Origin of the sequence: Haloferula sp. A504 (assembly GCF_044385805.1) — a bacterium.
Classification (GTDB): domain Bacteria; phylum Verrucomicrobiota; class Verrucomicrobiia; order Verrucomicrobiales; family Akkermansiaceae; genus Haloferula.
The window spans coordinates 21,797-41,370 of the sequence record NZ_JBISBU010000001.1 but is presented as its reverse complement, the minus strand read 5'-3'; the positions used below and the strand labels follow the sequence as shown (position 1 = coordinate 41,370).

Genomic DNA, 19,574 nt, shown 5'->3' with positions numbered 1-19,574 from the left:
CGACTCCCGGCGAAGAGTCGCCCACCCGTCCGGGCCAAGCCGTCTAATCGTCAAGGCCCAGGCAGCTCTTCTGCCATCCCATCCACTGCTCCTCGTGGTCGTCATCTTCCGCCACATAGGCCTCGATCATCGCCCTCGACGCGATCACGGAGCCATCGATATCGAGCTCCTCGCCCACCTTGTTGCGGTGTTTGATCATTTCGGCCACCCGTTGATCGAAGTCCCGGTCGCGACGCCGCCTCACACCCCTCTGGCGTTTCGGATGTTCCGAGGCGTCGGTTGCCGCCGCCTCCTTGAGTGCCGCTTGGAAACGCCTCCGCCGGTCGGGCCGGAAATGCCGCGGCAACTCGACGCGGTCGCCCGCGGAAATCTCCTGCACCCACTGAAGCAGCTGCTTGTTGGATGCCACCATGAACGAAGGCCGATCCCAGCGCTCGGCCTCCCGGTCGCGCCAGTACCAGAGATGCTTCAGGAGGTTGAGTCCCGGTCGATCCAGCCTCCCGGCACCCTGGATGCGCCAGGGTTCGTCTTTCGACTCGTCACGATCCAGCACCTTCGCCCGCGCCTGCTCGCAGCTCTCGATGAACCAATCGTAGCGCCCCTTGTCCTTCAGGCCCGTCACGATCATCTCGGCCATCGGCAGAAGGTAGCGGACATCGTTGATCGCATACTCTTCCATCTTCGGCGAAAGCGGGCGCTTGCCCCAATCGGCCTTCTGCGAAGACTTCGACAGCTTGATGTCGAAGTAGTGCTCGACCAGGTTGCCCAGGCCGAACTTCCGGATGCCCAGCAGGCGGGCTCCGATCTGGGTGTCGTAGACCTTCTCGGGAATCACGCCGCACTCGCGGCGGAGCATGGTCATGTCGTAGTCCGCCCCGTGCATCCAGACGATGCGGCTGCCGAGATAGTCGTAGAACGCCCCGAGGTCGTCGATGGCCAGGGGGTCGATCAGAGTGGACTCGTCGCCCCACGCAAACTGAATCAGACACAGCGATTCCCGGTAGCGGTGAAGACTGTCCGCCTCGGTATCCACCGCACAAACCGATGCCCCCTTCGCCCGACTCAGCAACTCTCCAAGGGCCTCCGGCGTCTCAATCATGAAATCATTCCCAATCGCTTCCATCAAGTTATGGCTCCGAGCCCGGCGTCAGGAAGCCCGATGACGGGAGCAAGAGTATTCGAACGCAGATTTCACCGCCGACCCACTGCTGGCTCCACCCACCTGCCTACTCGGCCGGGGTGGTGTATCGCACCCGGAACAGCATGGTCGGCGGAAGCGGGTCGCTGCCGGTGTAGGTGGCGGACATGCTCACATCGTCCTCGTCGACGTCCCAGCGGGTCTCATCGATCGTATCCCAATCCGTTCCGTTCGTCGATGTCTCGAAGGAATACTCGACCGTGCGGGTTGATTGCGACTCAATACCACCAGGCTTGTCGTACCGGATCTGCGGCACGTCGTCGCCATCGGCCATGAGGGCCCCGGCACCAGGCGCAGCGGCAATCGGAGGTGGCGCGAAAGTGATGAAGAGCGGGCCGAGGTCGATCACGTTCGGATTCGTTCCACCCTCGAATTCATCGATGTTCACGATTCCGTCACCGTCCGGATCCGCGTTTTTCCCGGAAATCACATCATTGAAGGCATTGGCTCCGAAAAAGAGCTGACGCCATGACTGGTAGCTCTGCTCAAACTTGACCGGAATACGCAACTCCACCGACGAGACATCCCCGCCACTCGGAGGAGTGGAGACGTTGCGCTGGTAGAAGATGGCGATCTCGCCGTTTACCGAAAGCTTCGAGGTGGGATTCCCTCCAAGCCCGGGCGTCCCATAAAGCTGCCCGAAGACCAAAGGGAAGGTCGGTTGCTGCAGGTTGAGAACGAAACCGGATCCCGAGAGCGGGGGCCAGATCACCTCCCCGGCCTCGTCCAGAACACTGATTGCAAGCCGGTCATTGAAGGGATTGGCAAACAGCCCGGTAAGATTGTCCATGGTGAAATAGTTCACCAACACAGGATCGAGGACCAGCCGGCCATTGGACCACTTTTGCTCGGCGAACTGCTGGTTGGTCCCGACGAAGGTTTCGACTTTGCGAATCAACCAGTCAGGGCGCCGCAGACCGAGAGTAAGCGCGCCGTTGGGTACGGGCAGGTGGTTCAGTGAAACGGTCGTGGTCTGCGCGGGGTTGGTGGTGACCGGAAACTGAAGGCGATACGCATCGGAGGGGAGGATCTCCTTTTCCATGATCGCTCCGCCAAGGTTGCTGGTGTACTTCTTCGACCAGTGGTAGACCGAAAGTCCGTTCAGGAATCCGGATCCTGCCTGGGTCGTGACAAAGAACGATGTCGAGTAATTGAACAGCACCTGAGGTTTCGGCAGCGGACTCGGGGGTCCGGATGCGAGAATCACGGAGTTGCCTGCGAACGGAAGGACCAGAGTGGCCGGAGCGGAACCCTCGGGCCGCACGGGAAGACGGGAACCGTTGGCCAGGACCGTCCAGAAGACGTCCGGAGGAAACTGGTCACGGGGCGGGTTGTAGAACGGATCGAGGGCCCAATCCGTGCCAGCGGGAGTCAGACCCACCTGGCCCTGGTACTCCTGCTCCACCACGTCACGCCAGCCGTCCTGGTCGGTGTCCCACTCCTCAAAGAAGGGGATGATCTGGTCGCGCCAGATGCCGCCGATCGCGCCATCGGCCACCACGAACTCAACCTCTCCCGAAACGAAAGCCGCGGTCTGGGGACCGGTCTGGCGGATGACACGCTGGGTCCGGATGAAGCCACGCGGACCCGTGGATCCCTGGCTCACAGCCCATCGCAAGAACAGATCGGTAATCTCTTCAGGATCCGTCAACTGGGCTTGCGCCGTGTTGCTCGGAATCGATGCCGAAGCGAGAATCACCCCGACAATCGAAGACTTGAGAAATTTGGCGGAAACCGTCGATGTCCTTCCGTTCATGCGTAGAGGGACTACACCTTAGCGCAAGCCCTCCGGCAAGGGCAAACTCTGTCCGGCTCCATGGACACCCAAATCAGCGTAACCCCCTGAGCAGCAATTCGGTATTGTTCTGGGTGGTGCCCAGATTCTTCATCAGGGTCTCGATCGCCTCTCCGACCGGCAATCCCGCCAGCTGGCGCCTCAAATCCAGCACCTTCGGGAACTCGTCGGCATGGTAGAGGCGGTCGTCGTTGCGGGTTCCACTCTGGGGAATGTGGATGGCGGGGTAGATCCGCCGCTCGGCCAGTTCGCGGTCGAGCCGCACCTCCATGTTGCCGGTACCCTTGAACTCCTCGAAAATCACATCGTCCATGCGGCTCTCGGTCTCGACCAGGGCCGTTGCAAGGATCGTCAGGCTTCCGCCGTCCTCGACATTCCGGGCATTGCCGAAGAATTTCCGGGACTTCTGCAGGGCTGCGGGACTGATGCCGCCGGAACCGATCGGACCACCCTTGTTGGCCGAATTGTGGCCGCGGGCCAGACGGGTGAGGCTGTCGAGCAGCAACACCACGTCACGCCCCTGCTCCACGAGCCGTTGGGCGCGCTCGATGACGAGGTCCGCCACCTGAGCATGACGCTTCGGTGCCTCGTCGAAGGTCGAAGCATAGACCGTCGCGCCGACGGTCTCCTCGAAGTCCGTGACCTCCTCCGGGCGCTCGTCCAGCAGCACCACAATGAGTTCGACCTCCTTGTGATTCTCGTGGATCGCCTTGGCAATCTGCTTGAGGAGGATGGTCTTGCCGCCCCGCGGAGGAGCGACGATCAGCCCCCTCTGACCCTTGCCCAGCGGAGCGATCAAATCGATCGCCCGGGGACTGAGCCCGGCGGGTCCCTCCCCTTCCAGGATCAACCGTTCGTCGGGAAAAAGCGGCGTCAGCTTGTCGAAATCCTTGCCGGGTTCGAACTCCGACGCCGGAACTCCCTCGATCTCGAGGACCTCGACCGCGCTGAGAAACTTGTCCCGCTCCCGGGGCGAGCGCACCAGCACCTTGACCCGGTGGCCGGGCTTGATCCCGTAATCGCGCAGCAGGTTGCCGTTGATGTGGAGGTCGTCGGGCGAAGTCCGGAAGCTGCGGGCGGGATCGCGCAGCATCGCGTAGTTCTCCTTGGCCTGCTCGACCACCCCTTCGCCGATCAGCTCGGCCCCCTCGCGGGCGTGGAAGCTGAGGAGTTCGAAGATCAGCTGGGCCTTGGTCGGGGAGGCAGTCATCCGGCCGGGCACGGCTTCCGCCATGGCCTGAAGTTCTGCCAGCGACCTGGCCCGGAATTCGTTGATGTCGATGACCGAAGTCGGAGGGGCTTCCGCAGCCGGAGTATCGGGTGTTGGTTCGCTCATGTTCGAGTGGGTATGGAGAAATCGCCGGACCTGCGCTCGCAGGAGTTCCGGGGAGCCCTCGTTCCAGAAAACGACGTCCGCCCGGCGCATCTTGTCCGCCGTCGGCATCTGGGCATCCAGAATGGACCGGGCGAGGTCGTCGTCGAAGCCGTTCCGATCCCTGAGGCGCTTGAGCTGGGTATCCCGGCCGACAGCGATCAGAAGACTGGTTTCCTGGCCGAAATCGAAATCGTTTTCGAACAGGAGCGGAATGTCCGCAAGGAACAGCGACGCGCCGATCTTGCGCGCGCGGGCCAGGGATTCAAGACATTCCTCCCTCACTCGCGGATGGAGGATCCCCTCGAGGTCGCGGCGAGCGGCCTCATCACCGAAAACCCGCTCGCGCAACACCGGGCGGTCGATCCCGCCTCCAGGTGCCCGGCATTCCGCGCCGAAGCGCCCGACCACCGCCGCTTCGACCCCCGGGTCGGAGGCCAGCAGCCGGTGTACTGAGGCGTCGGCCTCGAACAGCACGAGGTCGGAACACAGCTCCCGGAAGATCGCGCACGCCGTGGATTTCCCACTCGCGACGCCACCAGTCAGGGCCATGACCCTCATACTCATGCCACGGAGTGAAACCGATCCGGCGTCGCGAGGGAAGTCCGGCGGTGGAGTGGCTCCTTGAAGGAGCCATTCCGGGGCGGGGCGGCTTGCAGCCGCTTGGTGCAGCCGGCATTGGTGGGGTGACCGCAAGCGAAGTATGGCCTTTCCCCGCGACCGGGAGGTCGCCCCGCCCCGGTACGGCGCTCCGGAAAGCGCCACTCCGGCTCAACCGGTCCGGTCGCTCTCGGAAGCCAGGCTCCGCACCTTTCGGCAGAATGCCGAAAGGTGCCGGCGGGACGCCGGCGCTCCCCATTCGACGAAAACGGGCGGAGGACCTGGTCCCCCGCCCGCTTGGGTCATGATCTGGCAGGCCGGATATCAGCGCGTCGGAAGCACGCCGACCGTATCGGGCAGGCCCGGGTCTCCAATCGGAGCGGTGGCCCCTCCACGATTCAACGGACGTCCGGTGGCATCGATGATCTCCGCGGTCACGAAGATGATCAGGTTGCTCTTGATCCGGTTCTCGGCCTTGGTCTGGAACAGACGGCCGAGGATCGGGATGTCACCGAGAATCGGCACCTTGTCCTCGACGTTCTGGACGTCCTCACGCATGAGGCCGCCGACGGCCACGGTGTAGCCATCGAAGATGGTCAGCGCGGTATTCACCCGGCGGGTCGAGAAGACGGGCATCTCGATCCGGTTGTCGGTGATCGTGACGGTGGTCGGGTTGCCAAGCGCATCCGAAGACGGCGACTGGATCGGGCTTCCGTAGTTGATGAAGCCCTCGAACTCGACGATTTCCGGCGCGAAGTTGAGGTCGATCACGAAGTCGTTGGCCCCGATGTTGGGAGCGATCTCCAGCGTGACACCGGTGTTCCGGGTCTCGAAGGCGGTCGGCGTGGCGGGCGTGACCGGGAAGATCGCAGGTCCCTGGCCGAGACCACCGATACCACCGGCGTTGCCACCGTTGTTGCCGACGCTGTTCGGGAGTTCCGGCGGCTCGTATTCGGTCGGGTAGATGAACTCGCGGATGATCTCGATGGTGGCCTTTTCACCCGAGCGTGCGGTCACGCTCGGAGCGGTCATCAGGTCGGTGCCCTTCTTCTGGGCGAGACCCCGCATGATCATCTGAACCTGTCCGTCCGTAAACAATCCGGTCAGCGACAGGATGCCCGGGGCCACGCTCGAATTCTGAGCGGCACGGGTGGGGTTGTTCAGAACCGCATCGATCGAGTTCCGCGCGAGGGCGGCGTCACCGGACCGGTTGCCGCCGGTGGCGATGTTCTCGACGTTCTGGCCCGAAGCGATCGGCACCCCGGGGATGGCGGTGAAGTTCACCGGGCTGATGAAGTCGGCATTGGTGCGGGGAACCCCGTTGCCAATGGTGCCGCCTCCGAGGAAGACACTGTTGGCCGAAAGACCAAAGGGCGAGATGATCCAGTCGAAGCCGAGCTCGTCGGTGTTTTCCTGGGATACCTCGACAAACTTGGTCGAGATCTTCACCTGCTTCGGCGCGTCGCCCACGGTGTTGTTCACGATCGTCTCGACGAGGTCGAGGTTGGTCGGCGTGTTGCGGACGAGAAGCGTGGAATTCGCGGCGAAGAACTGGGCGGAAGCGCCCTCCGGGAACTTGACACCGTTCGACTTGAGGGCCTCGGTGATGTTCTGCTTCGGCTTCAGCGAGCTGGGGCCACTGTCGGCCGCCGGGGCAAAGGGATCGAAGTCACCACCGCCCCCGGCCTCCTCACCTCCGCCCCCGATCCGGTTCACGAAGTCCGGCGGCACGTTGAAGGTGCGGGTGAAGAGATCCTCGTCGACGTCGCCGGCCGGCTTGATGGTCACGGCGAAGTCGTCGACCGACCAGCGCAGGCGGGTCGCCTCGCAAATGTAGTCGAGAGCCTCGGCCAGCGGCACGTTGCGCAGGCGGAGTTCGGAAATCCGCTCGGTTCCCGGGGCGGCACCACCGCCACCGCCGATATCGAGGCCGTTGTCGGCTCCGCCGCCGGCATTCGACGGCTTGCGGATGAAGAAGTTGATCCCCTTCTTGTCGGGGTCGAGCTCGAAGGTATCAAGTTCGATCGAGCGCACACGAAGGTAGTCGATGGCCTCTTCGACCGAGGTGTCCTCGAAGTCGATGACCGGAACCACGATATTGCGAAGCTTCTGGAGGATGTAGGTGGCCCCGGCGCTCTCGCGAACCTGGGAATCGATGATGCCACTTCCGGCCGGCGCTTCCGGCGGAATGGACATTTCCCATGCGGCATCGACCTGGGCCAGCAGCTCGGCACGTGTGGAATCGTAGGCGGCCTTGTAGTAGTCGCTGCGCGCGGCATCGACACGCTCCATGCCGCGGCGTGCGGCGGAGTTGTAGCGGTCGATGCGCAACACGTCCTGGTAGGCCTCGCGAGCCTCGTCGAACTGGCCGAGATCGTAGTAGCCTTGGGCCATGTAGAGCCCCTGCCGGACCTCCTCGATGTCCTTCGAGTGTTCGACGGTCAGGGCCGGGTTGGTGCGGATCGGATCGTCGAGCCAGTTGAGCCGCTGCTTGACCAGATGGTTATTTGGATCCTCTTCTAGGACATCTTCGAGCATCGTCCGCGCTTCGTCGTACTTGCCGAAGCGCCGATACTGATCCGCCACCGCGATTGCGGCATCACCACGCGACGCCTTGAGAAAATTGCGACGCTCCCTCAGCAGCGGGGCGTCCGGGAGCAGGTCGAGGGCCTGGGTGTAAAGATCGTAGGCCTCCTTGTATTCCTGCTTGGAATAGGCGAGGCGGGCCTCGTCGCGAAGACGGTCGGATTCATTGACGGCCTGCTGGCGGCGGACCATCTCGCGCTGGGCGAGGCCACTCTGGGCGTGGGCCGAGGTCATGATGACCGGCATCACCGTCGCGGCGGCCAGCAAGGTGGCCACGGTCGTGTGGGTCGGAAGCGTTGGCTTTTTATGCATATTTGCTGGGTGGTTCTGCCGGTCTGACCGGCCTTTGGAAAGCGAATTCTTCGAAGCTGTCACAAAGCCTTGGGATTGTATTTACAGGATAACTTCATCCTTTCGGAATCACCCGCGACCGGGTCTCGCCGTCGACCTCCCATTCGATCTCGATCTGTTCGGGAGTGACGTTTTTGAGGAGGTATTTCTTGTCATCGCCGTCCGGCGGCAGGGCGAAGCGGGTGTTTTCCTCGACCTTGAATTCCTTCCCTCCCATGCCGAGCGCGCGGAGTTCCAGCACGGCGGTGCGGTCGTAGTTGTAATACTGCGGCTTCACGGCGTTGGGAATGCGGTTGGGAACTTCATACCGCGTCCCCTTCTTGTTCTCCTTGAGGTCCTCGTACTTCCCGAACTGCTTTTTCTCGTTGATGTTCAGCCGCTCGTTGAAGACTTCGCGCTCCTCGATCTCGATGAACTTGAAGCGCCCCTTGAACGGCTCCTCCCCGAAGAAGACATCTCCCGGCTCAAGGCCATTGGCGAAAGGCACGCGGTTTTTCTCCCCGGTGGTGAGGTTCTCGAATTTCGGAATCCACTTGCCTCCCGCCTGGAACCCGAACTCGAGGAACCAGGTCACCGTTTCATCCTTCACGTAGGCCAGCTTGTCGGCGAGTTCCGGATGGCTCCCAGAATCATTCGGCAGGGTCTTGGCCGTGAACTCCTCGAGGTTGCTGAAGCCGTCCTCATCCGCATCGCGCTGGGGGGAATCGGCGTACACCGGAGAAATCTCGTACTTCAGCCACCATTCGTTCGGAATCGGCGGATGCACGTCGGGGCTCTGGAGCAGGTCGATGGGATCGTTCGGATTGTCCCGCTCGGCGAACAGCGGCACGCCGACAAAGAGGTTGACCTCGCGCTGGCCGGAATCCAAGCGGGTCGAGGGCACGGTGGCGGCCCGGATGGTGCGGTCGCTCTGGAGGGAGTTGATCGTCCCGGGAATCTGCTCGGCACCGGCGACGGAGACGTCGCCATCGCGCGGATTCGGCGCCGACTTGTTGAACGCATCTGCGGCGAACTGCGAATACCCGAGATAGGCCAGACCGGCCCCGGCCAGCAGGCCCACGCCCAGCAGGATCTTCTCGATGTTCTTGGGTGCTTTCGACATGGGAAACTTATTGGGGAAGCTCGCGGGGTTCGAGGAATTGGAGCACGTCGATCCGCAGGAAGACCTGGATCTTCTCGTCGCCGAGGACCTGCTTCAGGATCTCGCCGCTGTCGGTGGGAGCCGCCGGTTCGGGTGCGGGTGCCGGGGGAGCCGGGACCTCCTCGACGGGCAGGCCCTCTCCCTCACCCTCGCCCTCGGCCCCGCCATCCGCGGGATCCTCCGTTGAGTCGAGATCCTCGAGACCATCCTCCTCGGGAAAGACAAAGCCGCCGGGGTCTCCGAAAATGCTGCCCGGCCCACCCAGATCCGGTGTGGGGGTCACGACCCTTTCAAAACGGGCGTCCTGGGCATTCGGGGCACTGTCGCGCTCGTTCATGACCCGCATCGTCCTTACAACGTAATAGTATTTCCCGGTATCATCGAGCGAGGAGAGGAATTCCCGCAGGCTCGACTCCGGGCCGCGGAAGGTGATCTCGATCGGATGGGGCACGACTGCCGCCCCTTCCGGAACCTCGGGGACTCCGGCCCAGTAGATGTTTGTCAGGGCCGTAGGCGCCGCCTGCGCCAGCTTGGTGAGGAGATCCTCGAAGGCCCCGAGCTGGTAGCTGAGCACGCCGGTGTCCTTCTTCTGGGGCAGCGTGTCGGAAAACCGGCCGTGGCCGAGAAAGAACTGCTCCGGCACGGTGGTGCCGGATTTCTCGAACTCGGCGAGCACCCGCTTGCGGGCCGAAAGGAGCGAGTCGGTGAAGGCGCTCGGCTCGATGTTCTGCAGCTTCGTGGCGCGGCGTGGATCGAAGGCCTCCTGCAGCTTGGCCACCGATTCGGCATAGGCATCCACCGCCTGTTTCTTGGCAACCTGGTTGCCCTCGGTCGGCTTCGGATCGACGCGCATGAGCTGGCCGATCTTGCGGTCGGCGTTGTCGTAGTCCGACTTGGCCTCCTCGTACTTGCCCCCGCTCTTCATGCTCCAGAAGATCAGGCCACCGGTGACCACGGCGGTCACGGCTCCGAGCAGGATGGGAAACTTGTTTTCCTGAAAACTCATTCTTTGCTGGGGTTTAGCGGGGGCGGACCTCCCGGCTGAGGGGCAGGATCAACTCGAAATAGGCGGCATACTCCCCCTCCTTCGGCGCCGCGTCGATCTTGGGAACCAACTGGCTGTTCTCCAGTTCGACATCCTTGCCGTCGCGCTTGACGCTGAACTTGAAGTGGCTGCCGCCCTCCTTGGCGTTCTCCTGCAGCCGGGCCAGCAGGTCGTAAACGACGTTCTGCCCCTTGGTGTTGCTCTTGCTGTTGAGCCAGAAGCCCTTGAGGCGCAGGGCATTGACCGACGCGGCGACCTTGCGGTCCGGATCGCGCGGACGCGTGCCCTTGATCGTGATGGTCACGTTCTCCAGGCCCTCACCCCCGTAGGCGGTGCGGCCGAAGTCCTTCTTGACCACCGACTTCGGCGTCTCGAGCGGCTTCTCGGCAAAGGGCTGATAGGCGGCCACCGGATCCATGTCGGTGATCCAGACGAACTCGCTGGCGAAGGCATTCGACAGCTCGTCAAAGGCATCCAGCCAGAAGGTCCGCGAGCGCTCGGCACCGACGTAGATCGAGGCCACGTTCTCGAGCTTCTGCTGCTTCTTGACCTGGCGGTCGATCGCCTGCGCGGGTTGCTGCAGTTCATCGGCGATGCGGGCGAGCTTGTCGGCCTCCTCGCGTGCCTTGTTCGCCGCCTGCCACTTGAAGACGCCTCCAACCAGCGCACCGAGCATGAGCAGCGCGGCCGCCGCGATGAACAGGGGCTTGCGTTTCTCGGCGGCGCGGGCCTCGCCGACCTTCGCCGGCACGAGGTCGATGTTGAGCCGGGAGCGACCGCTGCCGCGGAGACCGAGACCGATCAGCTCGCCCATCGTGTGGGCCTCCTTGGAAAGGCGTTCGGTGTCGACCTCCGACCCGACCGTGATCGCCGGCAGCGGATTGAAGTAGTCGACCGGAAGGCGCAGCTTCTCTTCGAAGAACTCCTTGGCGTAGGGAAGATTGGCCCCGCCACCGGCAAGGAAGACACGCTTGGGCGCGCTGCCGCCGTGCTGGCTGCGGTAGTAGTTGGTGGTGCGCGGGATCTCCGTCGCCAGCCGGGTCATCGCATTGCGGATGCACATGGCCAGGGCGGCCGTCGCCTCATCGAGTTGCTCGGTGTGGCCACCACCCAGCGCCACCAGGCCACCGTGGGTCTTGTGGGCCTCCGCCTCGACGAAGGGCACGTCGAACTCCTTGGCAATCGCCGTGGAGACCGCCGCCCCGCCGACATTCGCGCTGCGGGTGAAGAAACGGTTTCCTTCGATGTAGAGCAGGTCGCTGGTCTTGGCTCCCACATCGATCAGCAGCACGGGCTCGTCGATGTCGGGATAGGCGGCCCGGAAGGCGTTGTAGAGGGCCATCGGCGAGACATCCACCTCGGCGGTGCCGAGCCCGGCATCATCGACCCCTTCGTTGATTTCCTCGAGCGCCTCCCCCTTGATCGCGACGATCACGACCTCCTTCTCGCCACCGGATTCGAGAATCTCATAGTCCCAGACCACTTCTTCCAGCGGGAAGGGCACGTGCTGCTGCGCCTCGAAGGTGACGAGCTGCTCGATGTTGTCATCGTCGAGCGGCGGAAGCTTGACGAAGCGGATGAAGACCGACTGTCCGGAAATCGCGTAGCGGGCCTTGCCCTTGAGCCCGAGACGACCGACCAGCTCGGAAATCGCCGCGCGGATCTGGGCCGGACGCGCGGCGTCGGTGGCCGGATCGGCGAGAATTTTCTCGTCGTCGTAGGCCTTCAGCACGAGTTCGCCGGACTTCGATGTCTCGAAAACGGCGGCTGCGACCCGCTGGGTTCCGATGTTGAGGGTGATGGTGGACGATTGGTCAGCCATGAGAGGAAGGTCAGAGATGCGGGGAAACGATCAGCAGGGAATCTTCAGCGCTCCTCCTCAATCTCGGCGTAGCGATCCCACCAGTACATCTTGAAAGGGGTCTCCGCCTTGCTGAGCAGCGGGAAGCGGTCGCCGCGACCGAGGTTCGGCGAGTTCCACCAGCCGCTTTTCATCTTCGAGGTTTCCTCGCCGACCTTCACGCCATTGACGAGCACCTCGAGCGCCACGACCTCCACCGAGCTCTTGCCGGCGCGGTCGTTGCCGGTCAGCCGCTTGAGGGTGTTCGGCGAGAGATAGACCGAGGTGAAGACCTCCTCGTCGACCGGAATGTTCAGGTGCGTGATGTCCTTGGTCAGCAGCATCACCCGGCCGGAAGCCTTCTCCTTCACCGCCACGTACCACTTCACCACGATCTTGTCGACGAAGCCGGTGGCCTCCTGCTCGCGGTTCATCGCCGGGACGGTGAGACCCGCCTCGACCTCAAGCCAGTCCTTGGGCTTGAAGCTCTTGTTCTTGGTTCCGCCGAGGTCCGGCGAGGGCAGCTCGTCGAACTCAAGCGAGCCGATATCCACGCGGCCTTGGGCCATCAACTGGGGTGAGAGCGAGAAGGCCAGCGCGACACCCAGCGCCGGGACGACGCTTCGCAGGAAAGAAGATCTCGTTTTCATAGGGGTTTTGCTCCCCGAGAACTAGTCGCCACGCCCGGGCATTGGCGAGAGAAAAGCTCGTAATTGTCACAAAAAACGCGCTTCGTATTTACAAAGAAACCCCTCGATCAAGACGCTGCGATTGACATGCACGAGGGCTCGCGCTTTCGCTTGCGCCAATGGCACATCCCCTCCTCGATCCGGGCCAGCCGAAGGTTGTCGGCAGCATCGGCACCGCCGCAGTGCTCGCCGGGGTCGATGAGGCGGAGATCCGGAAGGCCTGCCACATCGTGGAAATCCGGCTCGACCTGCTGGATGATGACACCGTCGAGGCAAAGCCCTGGCGCCGCTTCGGCGACCTGCCGCTGCTCTTCACGGCGCGATGCGAGGCGGAGGGAGGAGCCCCGGGGCTGGATGCCGACGAACGCCTGCGCCGGCTGCGAACGAGCCTTGACGATGCGGCCATCGTGGACGTCGAGCTCGCCTCGGCCGACGCCATGCGGGCGCTGATCGGCGAACTGGCGGAGCGCGACATCCCGTGGCTGGCCTCCTGCCACGACTTCAGCGGCACCCCCGCCATCGATGAACTCGAGGCGCGCCGTCAGGCGGCCCGCCAGCTCGGCGCTTCCGGCTTCAAGGCCGCCGTCGATCTCGGCTGGGAACCCGGTCGACTCGGACCCCTGGCCCTGTTCCTCGGCCACGGCGACGGCTTCCCGGTCTCCCTCATGGGGATGGGACCGCTGGCCCCCGCCTCGCGACTGCTCTTCGCCCAGTTGGGATCGGTGCTCAACTACGGCTACCTCGGCGACACCCCGACCGCCCCCGGCCAGTGGAGCGCCTTCCAGCTTCGTCAGGCGATCGAGTCGGTCGAAAAGGAGCGATAGGACCGCCGATCTCCGAATCGGCAATCTTCCCGAGTTGCCGGGTGCCGATTCGGAAATCGGCGGTCCTCTTCCTTCATCCGATGACCTCGCGCTTCGCCTCGGGCAGGGCCTGGAGGAAGAGCCCGCCGTAGCGCTTGCTCAGGACGCGCTTGTCGAGCAGGCAGATCATGCCCGAGTCCGATGCGGTACGAATCAGGCGACCGACACCCTGGCGCAGCTTGAGGATCGCCTCGGGCACCGAGTATTCCATGAAGGGATTGCCGCCCCCCTCCTCGATCGCCTCGAGCCGCGACTGGGTGAGCGGATGGTCCGGCACCGCGAAGGGCAGGCGGGTCACCACCACGTTCGACAGCGCCTCGCCGGGCACATCCACCCCGGTCCAGAAGCTGTCGGTGCCGAAGAGCACGCTGTCCACGTCGCCGCGGAATTCCTCGATCATCCGGTGGCGTGGCATGCCCTCACCCTGGACCAGAAGCCTCCAGCCGTTCCGTTCGAAGGAATCCCGGAGTTCCCGCGCCGCCTCGCGCATCACCCGGTAGCTCGTGAAGAGCACGAAGGCCCGCCCCCTGCTGGCCTCCACCGCCTCGCCGATGCATTTCACCAGCGCCCGGTCGTAGCCGGCGGCATTCGGCTCGGGCATCGACTTCCAGATCTTCACCACCATCTGCCGGCGGTAGTCGAAGGGACTGCCGATCACCCGGGCTTCGACCTCCTCGCCGCCGATCCGGCCGCGGAACCAGCTCAGGTCGGGATCGCCCACGCCGAGCGTGGCGCTGGCCATCACGCAGGTCTTGTCCTCGCCGAAAAGCAGCGGACGCAGCTTGTCGGCCACCCGCACCGGCGCCGCATGCAGCGAGAACTGCGTCTCGTCGCGGCCCGCCTTCTGCACCCAGTGGACGCTGTCCTCCGAGCTCTGCTCGAGGAAGGCCTGGATGCCGCCGTGGAACTCGCGCAGGCGCCGCGAGGCATCCTGCAGCTCGGCGCGGCTGGTCTCGTGATCCACGTCCTCGGCGATCGCGTCGATCTCCTGCCACAGCCGCCGCAGCGGCCCGCCCGCGGTGTTCGGGACCAGGTCGGGTTCGCGCACCCGCCATTCCTTCGACCAGTCGCCGAACGACGCCGCCCCCCCGATCGCCTCGAAAAAACGCTCGCTCGCCACCCGGGCCTCCTCCACCGCCCGCAGCACCGAGGCCCTGCCATGACTCTTGAGGATCCCTTTTCTACGACGACCATCGTACAATCGCTGGAGGTCGAAGCGCAGGCCGGCCTGGCTGACCCTGAGGCCGAGCTGCACCGCGGCGACCTGCTCGACGGTGTGGGCCTCGTCGAGCACCACAAAGTCGTCGGGGAAAAGAAATCCCTCGGCCCGGCCGTCCTCCGACCACTCACCGGTGTCGATCAGCGCGAAGAAAAGCGTGTGGTTGACCACCAGCACCCGGGCTTCCGCCGCCCGCTTGCGGGTCTCCTGGAAGAAGCAGTTGCCGCGGGGGCCGCAGTGGCGGGCGGTGCAGATGTGGGCCTCCGAGCAGACCTGCGACCAGACCTTCATCGACGGCTGGAAGTCGAGATCGCTCAGCGTGCCGTCGCGGGTGCCCTCCGCCCATTTCGCGATCGCCTCGAGCTCCTCGTTCTCGCTGGAGGTGAAGAGGTCGCCGGTCTGCTGGCGGGCGCGGCTCAGCCGGGCCGGACACAGGTAGTTGTGGCGCCCCTTGAGCAGCACCGCCGGCAGGTCCTCGCCGAGCAGGCGGCGGACGATGGGGATGTCCTTGTGGACGAGCTGCTCCTGGAGATTGATCGTGTGGGTCGAGACGATCGCCTTGCGCCCGCTTTCCAGGGAGTAGCGGGCGGCGGGCAGCAGGTAGGCGAGCGACTTGCCGACGCCGGTGCCGGCCTCGACGACCAGCGACCGGCGCTCCTGCAGCGCCTCGGCGACCGCAACCGCCATCTCGGTCTGCTCCGGACGGAATTCGAAGTCCTTTGATCGCGCCAGCAGGCCGCCCGGCGAAAAGGCCTCGCCGATTTCACGGGCGAAACCCTCCGGAACCCCCTGCTCTCCCGCCAGACCGATCATGCTCGCCGCATTTCGCGCATCCCCCGCCCGACTTCCAAGCGCGAAGTGGCGGGTCGTCGTTTTGGTGCCCGCAATCCCCATTCGGCACTTGGCACCCGCGGCCCCGCGCACCCATTCTCCGGCGGTCAACATGCGGCGGTTCCTGATTCCCCTCCTGCTTTGCGGTCTCGGACTGGCGATTGCCTCCCGTCTGATGCCCATCGAGCAGGCCAAGGTCGCCGAGCGCATCGCCAGCTTCCCCAATGCCGACATCGCCACCGAGCGCCTGCGCCCGCTGGTCGTCGGCGGGCTCTGCCTGCTGCCCGCCCTCGGAGCCTTGCTCTACTGCTTCGGCGGGACGATCGCCCGCTACGTCTCGCGCCAGTTCCTGGCCCTGTTTGCGATCACCTTCGGAGCCCTGGCGGTCGTCTGGCTGCTCATGGATGTCGAGGACAACCTCCAGGAGCTGAAGGCCAGCGGCGACCTCGCAGGCACCGCCCTGCAGCTCTACATCGCGCGCCTGCCGGAACTCACCGTCACCCTGCTGCCCTACGCCCTGATGCTGTCGCTGCTGTTCTGCCTCGGCCGTCTCTCGGGTTCGCGTGAAATCGTCGCGATGCTGCAGACGGGCCGCGGCATCGGGCGCATCACCCAGCCCTTCCTGATCGCCGGGCTGCTGGCCGGAGCCCTCAGTGCCGGACTCAACTTCCACTGGGCGCCGCAGTCGAATGCCCGGGAAAAGAAGATCCTCGATGCCGCCCGGGGGCTGGATGAGGTGGCTGCCGAATTCGTCCAGTTCCGCAACCCGCGGGAACGACGGCTGTGGATGGTCGGGAGCTTCCCCCCGAACTACCAGAAGGGCGCCCCACTGCAGCGCGTGCGGATCATTGGCGAGACCGGTCAGGGCAAGCTGAAATCCGTCCTCGTCGCCCGCTCCGCCTCATGGTCGCCGAAAGACGGCTCGTGGCGTTTCGAGGATGCCACCCTGCGCCACATCAAGGCCGGCGAACCCCCACTCTACGAACCCGACCTGCCCAACCCCTACATCGTCCGCACCTGGCGGGAAACCCCCGCCGAGATCATCCGCCCGGGTCTTCCGACCAACCAGCTCGGCGTCCCGGAACTCGTCGGCTGGCTGCGCAGCCCGCGCGCCAACGACCCGCGGGGCGAGGCGGCCCACCTGACCCAGTGGCACCATCGTTTTGCCCAGCCCTTCAACTGCGTGATCGTGGTCCTGCTGGCCACCCCGCTCGGCATCTTCTTTTCCCGCCGCGGCACCTCGGGCGGCCTGGCGCTCGCGGTCTTCCTCTGCGCCGGCCTGCTCTTCGTCACCACCATCTGCCTCAGCCTCGGCGACTCGGGACACCTGCGGCCCATGCTCGCCGCCTGGCTGCCGAACCTGATCTTCGGCGTCCTCGCCCTCTACCTGTTCCGGCGGCGGCTCACCGGACGCCCGATCTATCAGGTCATCCGCCGCATGATCCCCAACGAGGCGTGATCCAAGTTCAGAGTTCAGAGTTCAGAGTTCAGCATTTCAGCGTTTCAGCTTTTCAGCTTTTCAGCTTTTCAGAGTTTCAGCTTTTACACCCCATGGCCCTACAAGAATCCTGGCACATCCGTTCACGCGCCCGCCAGTGCGCGATCACCGAGAAGCCCTTCGAGGAAGGACAACAGATCGTCACGGCCCTGTTTCCCGACCCGGAATCGAGTGGCTACCTGAGGAGGGACTTTTCGCTCGAGGCCTGGGAGGCCCGCGGCGAAGAGGACGAATCCGCGTTCTCCTTTTGGCGCAGCACCTACGAGCCACCCGCGCAGGACGAAAAAGTGGATCCGATGGAAAAGGAGGACCCGGAAACCCTGCTCCGCCGCCTGGTCGATGAAGACGAGGAACACACCGAGAACGTCCGCTACATCCTCGCGGTGATGCTCGAGCGGAAGAAGCTTCTCCGCGAGACCGATGCCCAGACGATTCCGACCGGAACCCTTCGCGTGTACGAACACCGGAAGACCGGCGACGCCTTCCTCATCCGCGATCCGAACATTCCGCTCGATGAGGTCGAAAGTGTTCAGGAGGAAGTCATCCTCCTGCTGGAGCACGGCGGCAGAATCCCGGAACCCGAGGCGGAGGCCGAAGGGGAAGAAGAAGACCCCGGAGAAGCGGATTCACCCGAGGAGGAGACGGATGCCGGACCGCAGGACGGCGACGACAGCGAGGAAGAAGAAGAGGACGAGAAACGCGACTGAGTCAGCCTCCGACGGTGGGCTTGGCCATGGCCTTGAAGGTGTCCTCGATCATCGGCACGCCCTGATACTTTTCCGCAAGTGCTTCGGCCTTGCGGGTCACCTTGGGATCGGCGTGCCCCATCTTCGATCCCCCACCTTCGCCGAACTCGGCGAACTCATCCTCCGAGAACTCGTCGATCGCCAGCAGACCCTCATGGTAGCGGACGTTGTCCGGTTCGGCACCCAGTTCGCCCAGCAGGGCATCCACGACACCGAGATTGGCTCCTGAAATCGCATAGTCGTCCTTGAGCACACGCGCCATCGAATAGGCCCGGTGCGGCTCCTTCCCCGCGAGGTCGCGGATCATGGCGATCACCGCCGCCTCGAAATCCAGCGCCTCCTCCGCGTGGTCGCGCCGCTCCTCCTCGAGAAAGCGGGCGTTGAGCCAGATCATCCCGTCCACCCGCATCGACTGGGGACCTCCGTCATGCCCGCCCGGGTGCATCCGGTGCACCGCGTCCTTGCCGAATTTCTTCCCGATGTGGGCCGAGAGGTAGCGGTTGAAGTCGCTCCCACCACTAAGGACGTAGTAGTGTCCCTTCGGTGGATCGCAGCCCTGCGGGATGTAGCCGATGTTCGGCATACCGCCGGCCCCCTTCAGTTCGTCGACATTGAACATCGACATCGCACCCCCACCCGAATTTCCGGTGAAATAGAGCCGGTCCCCGTCCACCGGCAGGGTCTCGAGGATGTGATCCACGCAGGCCTTGCTGACCCGCTTGTTGTGCTCCACCGACTCGCCGTTCTTCGACTCGACGCTGATCGCCGTCACCCATCCGCAGACCTCCGCTCCCTCCCGGATCCCCTGGAGCTGGCGCGGGCTGCCGCCTCCCGCATCGGTGTAGAAGAGCAGCGGGGCCTTGCGCTCCGCCTTCAGCGACTTGGGCAGGTAGAGGTAGTAGGTCGCCCCGTCGCCGGCATCGACCGGCCCGACCACCTCGCCCTGTTCGAAGGGGAGGCCCTCGGCGGCGGCGGCCCCGCTTGCCGTGGCATTTCCTCCCGCCTCGATCCCGAAGTGCTCGTGCAGCAACTTCCGGTCGCCTTCAACGAAAAGGGAGAGCGGCACCTTGACCTCCGGACCGTCGGCGCGCTTGAGCACGGCCTTGTCGCCCTCGATTCGCAGCACGCTGCCTTCCACGGTCTTGCCGTTCGTCGCCGTCCACTCGCGCGACTCCGTCGGCCCGGCCGCGAGCACCCCGGTCAAGGCCAGGACAAGGATCCAGATTTTCATCAGTGGACAGTCAAGCAGACCCCTGCCCGGGAGCAAAGCCCCACCTTCGTCACCTGCCCGGAAAACCCGCTACTTCGGCACTTTCACTCCGGCCATCGAGCAAACCTTGCGGAAGTGCTTGGACTCGACCGGCGTGATCGAGAGCCGCGTGCCGCGCTGGGTCACCATCATTCCCTCGAGCGCCTTCTCGGCCTTGAGTGCCTCCAGGGTCACCATTTCAGGAAACTCCAGCACGAACTCGAAGTCGCGCAGCAGCCAGCGTGGCTCGTCGGGATTCGACTTCGGATCGAAGTACTTCGACTGCGCATCGAACTGGGTCGGGTCGGGATAGGCGTCGCTGCACACCCTGGCCAGGCCCACCGCCCCGGGCGGTTTGGCATTCGAGTGGTAGAAGATCGCCAGGTCGCCGATCTCCATGCCATCGCGCATGAAATTCCGCGCCTGATAGTTGCGGATGCCGTCCCACGGTTCCCGCTTCGCTTTCCTGAGGTCGGAGATTCCAAACACATCGGGCTCCGACTTGATCAACCAGTACTTCACGGCGCGACCGTATCAGCGGGACCCGGCCA

Annotated in this window: 14 protein-coding genes; 3 read left to right on the top strand and 11 right to left on the bottom strand. The window is 64.3% G+C overall.

Translation table 11 applies throughout. The annotated features are described in order from the left end of the window. Nucleotides 1-43: 43 nt before the first annotated feature. The 8 genes from ACG2LG_RS00145 to ACG2LG_RS00110 all read right to left on the bottom strand — a co-directional run bounded on the left by ACG2LG_RS00145 (nucleotide 44) and on the right by ACG2LG_RS00110 (nucleotide 12,578). Entirely contained in the window at nucleotides 44-1,099 is a 1,056-nt protein-coding gene (locus tag ACG2LG_RS00145; RefSeq protein ID WP_396255268.1) for a ribonuclease D, read from the bottom strand. A 127-nt stretch (nucleotides 1,100-1,226) separates the two neighbouring features. Further along, on the bottom strand, nucleotides 1,227-2,954 hold the full coding sequence (locus ACG2LG_RS00140) for a hypothetical protein (RefSeq protein WP_396255266.1): 1,728 nt from the start codon (nucleotides 2,952-2,954) through the stop codon (nucleotides 1,227-1,229). A 73-nt stretch (nucleotides 2,955-3,027) separates the two neighbouring features. After that, nucleotides 3,028-4,917: a transcription termination factor Rho gene (rho, locus tag ACG2LG_RS00135; RefSeq protein WP_396255264.1), complete on the bottom strand. Its 1,890-nt coding sequence runs from the start codon at nucleotides 4,915-4,917 to the stop codon at nucleotides 3,028-3,030. 372 nt (nucleotides 4,918-5,289) lie between these two features. Next, nucleotides 5,290-7,863, bottom strand: a complete 2,574-nt coding sequence (locus ACG2LG_RS00130; protein ID WP_396255263.1) for an Amuc_1098 family type IV pilus outer membrane protein — start codon at nucleotides 7,861-7,863, stop codon at nucleotides 5,290-5,292. 94 nt (nucleotides 7,864-7,957) lie between these two features. Further along, on the bottom strand, nucleotides 7,958-9,004 hold the full coding sequence (locus tag ACG2LG_RS00125) for an Amuc_1099 family pilus-like system protein (protein WP_396255261.1): 1,047 nt from the start codon (nucleotides 9,002-9,004) through the stop codon (nucleotides 7,958-7,960). 7 nt (nucleotides 9,005-9,011) lie between these two features. Then, nucleotides 9,012-10,049: an Amuc_1100 family pilus-like protein gene (locus tag ACG2LG_RS00120; protein ID WP_396255259.1), complete on the bottom strand. Its 1,038-nt coding sequence runs from the start codon at nucleotides 10,047-10,049 to the stop codon at nucleotides 9,012-9,014. 13 nt (nucleotides 10,050-10,062) lie between these two features. Then, complete coding sequence (locus ACG2LG_RS00115) at nucleotides 10,063-11,910, bottom strand: Amuc_1101 family PilM-like pilus complex protein (RefSeq protein WP_396255258.1); 1,848 nt, start codon at nucleotides 11,908-11,910, stop codon at nucleotides 10,063-10,065. 44 nt (nucleotides 11,911-11,954) lie between these two features. Then, entirely contained in the window at nucleotides 11,955-12,578 is a 624-nt protein-coding gene (locus ACG2LG_RS00110; protein ID WP_396255256.1) for an Amuc_1102 family pilus-like protein, read from the bottom strand. Between the two features lie 158 nt (nucleotides 12,579-12,736). Between ACG2LG_RS00110 and ACG2LG_RS00105 the strand changes: the two genes are divergently transcribed. After that, complete coding sequence (locus tag ACG2LG_RS00105) at nucleotides 12,737-13,441, top strand: type I 3-dehydroquinate dehydratase (RefSeq protein ID WP_396255255.1); 705 nt, start codon at nucleotides 12,737-12,739, stop codon at nucleotides 13,439-13,441. Nucleotides 13,442-13,514: 73 nt separating this feature from the next. Here the strand turns inward: ACG2LG_RS00105 and ACG2LG_RS00100 are convergent, their stop codons facing one another. Further along, complete coding sequence (locus ACG2LG_RS00100) at nucleotides 13,515-15,644, bottom strand: ATP-dependent DNA helicase (RefSeq protein ID WP_396255253.1); 2,130 nt, start codon at nucleotides 15,642-15,644, stop codon at nucleotides 13,515-13,517. Here ACG2LG_RS00100 and ACG2LG_RS00095 point away from each other — a divergent pair. Next, complete coding sequence (locus ACG2LG_RS00095; protein WP_396255251.1) at nucleotides 15,643-16,989, top strand: LptF/LptG family permease; 1,347 nt, start codon at nucleotides 15,643-15,645, stop codon at nucleotides 16,987-16,989. The two genes, ACG2LG_RS00100 and ACG2LG_RS00095, sit on opposite strands and share 2 nt — an antisense overlap. A gap of 92 nt (nucleotides 16,990-17,081) precedes the next feature. Continuing rightward, nucleotides 17,082-17,735: a hypothetical protein gene (locus ACG2LG_RS00090; protein ID WP_396255250.1), complete on the top strand. Its 654-nt coding sequence runs from the start codon at nucleotides 17,082-17,084 to the stop codon at nucleotides 17,733-17,735. 1 nt (nucleotide 17,736) lies between these two features. On the opposite strand, the gene ACG2LG_RS00085 is transcribed toward ACG2LG_RS00090, so the two are convergent. Both ACG2LG_RS00085 and ACG2LG_RS00080 read right to left on the bottom strand, forming a co-directional pair. Next, nucleotides 17,737-19,005: a hypothetical protein gene (locus tag ACG2LG_RS00085; RefSeq protein WP_396255248.1), complete on the bottom strand. Its 1,269-nt coding sequence runs from the start codon at nucleotides 19,003-19,005 to the stop codon at nucleotides 17,737-17,739. A 69-nt stretch (nucleotides 19,006-19,074) separates the two neighbouring features. Beyond that, nucleotides 19,075-19,545 carry an EVE domain-containing protein gene (locus tag ACG2LG_RS00080; protein WP_396255246.1) on the bottom strand — a complete coding sequence of 157 codons (471 nt, stop codon included), beginning with the start codon at nucleotides 19,543-19,545 and terminating at the stop codon, nucleotides 19,075-19,077. Between the last annotated feature and the right edge of the window lie 29 nt (nucleotides 19,546-19,574).

Bases quoted from the DNA above. Each gene is read 5' to 3' on its own strand.
- ACG2LG_RS00145 (WP_396255268.1), bottom strand. From the start codon at position 1,099: ATGATTGAGACGCCGGAGGCCCTTGGAGAGTTGCTGAGTCGGGCGAAG.
- ACG2LG_RS00140 (WP_396255266.1), bottom strand. From the start codon at position 2,954: ATGAACGGAAGGACATCGACGGTTTCCGCCAAATTTCTCAAGTCTTCG.
- rho (WP_396255264.1), bottom strand. From the start codon at position 4,917: ATGGCCCTGACTGGTGGCGTCGCGAGTGGGAAATCCACGGCGTGCGCG.
- ACG2LG_RS00130 (WP_396255263.1), bottom strand. From the start codon at position 7,863: ATGCATAAAAAGCCAACGCTTCCGACCCACACGACCGTGGCCACCTTG.
- ACG2LG_RS00125 (WP_396255261.1), bottom strand. From the start codon at position 9,004: ATGTCGAAAGCACCCAAGAACATCGAGAAGATCCTGCTGGGCGTGGGC.
- ACG2LG_RS00120 (WP_396255259.1), bottom strand. From the start codon at position 10,049: ATGAGTTTTCAGGAAAACAAGTTTCCCATCCTGCTCGGAGCCGTGACC.
- ACG2LG_RS00115 (WP_396255258.1), bottom strand. From the start codon at position 11,910: ATGGCTGACCAATCGTCCACCATCACCCTCAACATCGGAACCCAGCGG.
- ACG2LG_RS00110 (WP_396255256.1), bottom strand. From the start codon at position 12,578: ATGAAAACGAGATCTTCTTTCCTGCGAAGCGTCGTCCCGGCGCTGGGT.
- ACG2LG_RS00105 (WP_396255255.1), top strand. From the start codon at position 12,737: ATGGCACATCCCCTCCTCGATCCGGGCCAGCCGAAGGTTGTCGGCAGC.
- ACG2LG_RS00095 (WP_396255251.1), top strand. From the start codon at position 15,643: ATGCGGCGGTTCCTGATTCCCCTCCTGCTTTGCGGTCTCGGACTGGCG.
- ACG2LG_RS00100 (WP_396255253.1), bottom strand. From the start codon at position 15,644: ATGTTGACCGCCGGAGAATGGGTGCGCGGGGCCGCGGGTGCCAAGTGC.
- ACG2LG_RS00090 (WP_396255250.1), top strand. From the start codon at position 17,082: ATGGCCCTACAAGAATCCTGGCACATCCGTTCACGCGCCCGCCAGTGC.
- ACG2LG_RS00085 (WP_396255248.1), bottom strand. From the start codon at position 19,005: ATGAAAATCTGGATCCTTGTCCTGGCCTTGACCGGGGTGCTCGCGGCC.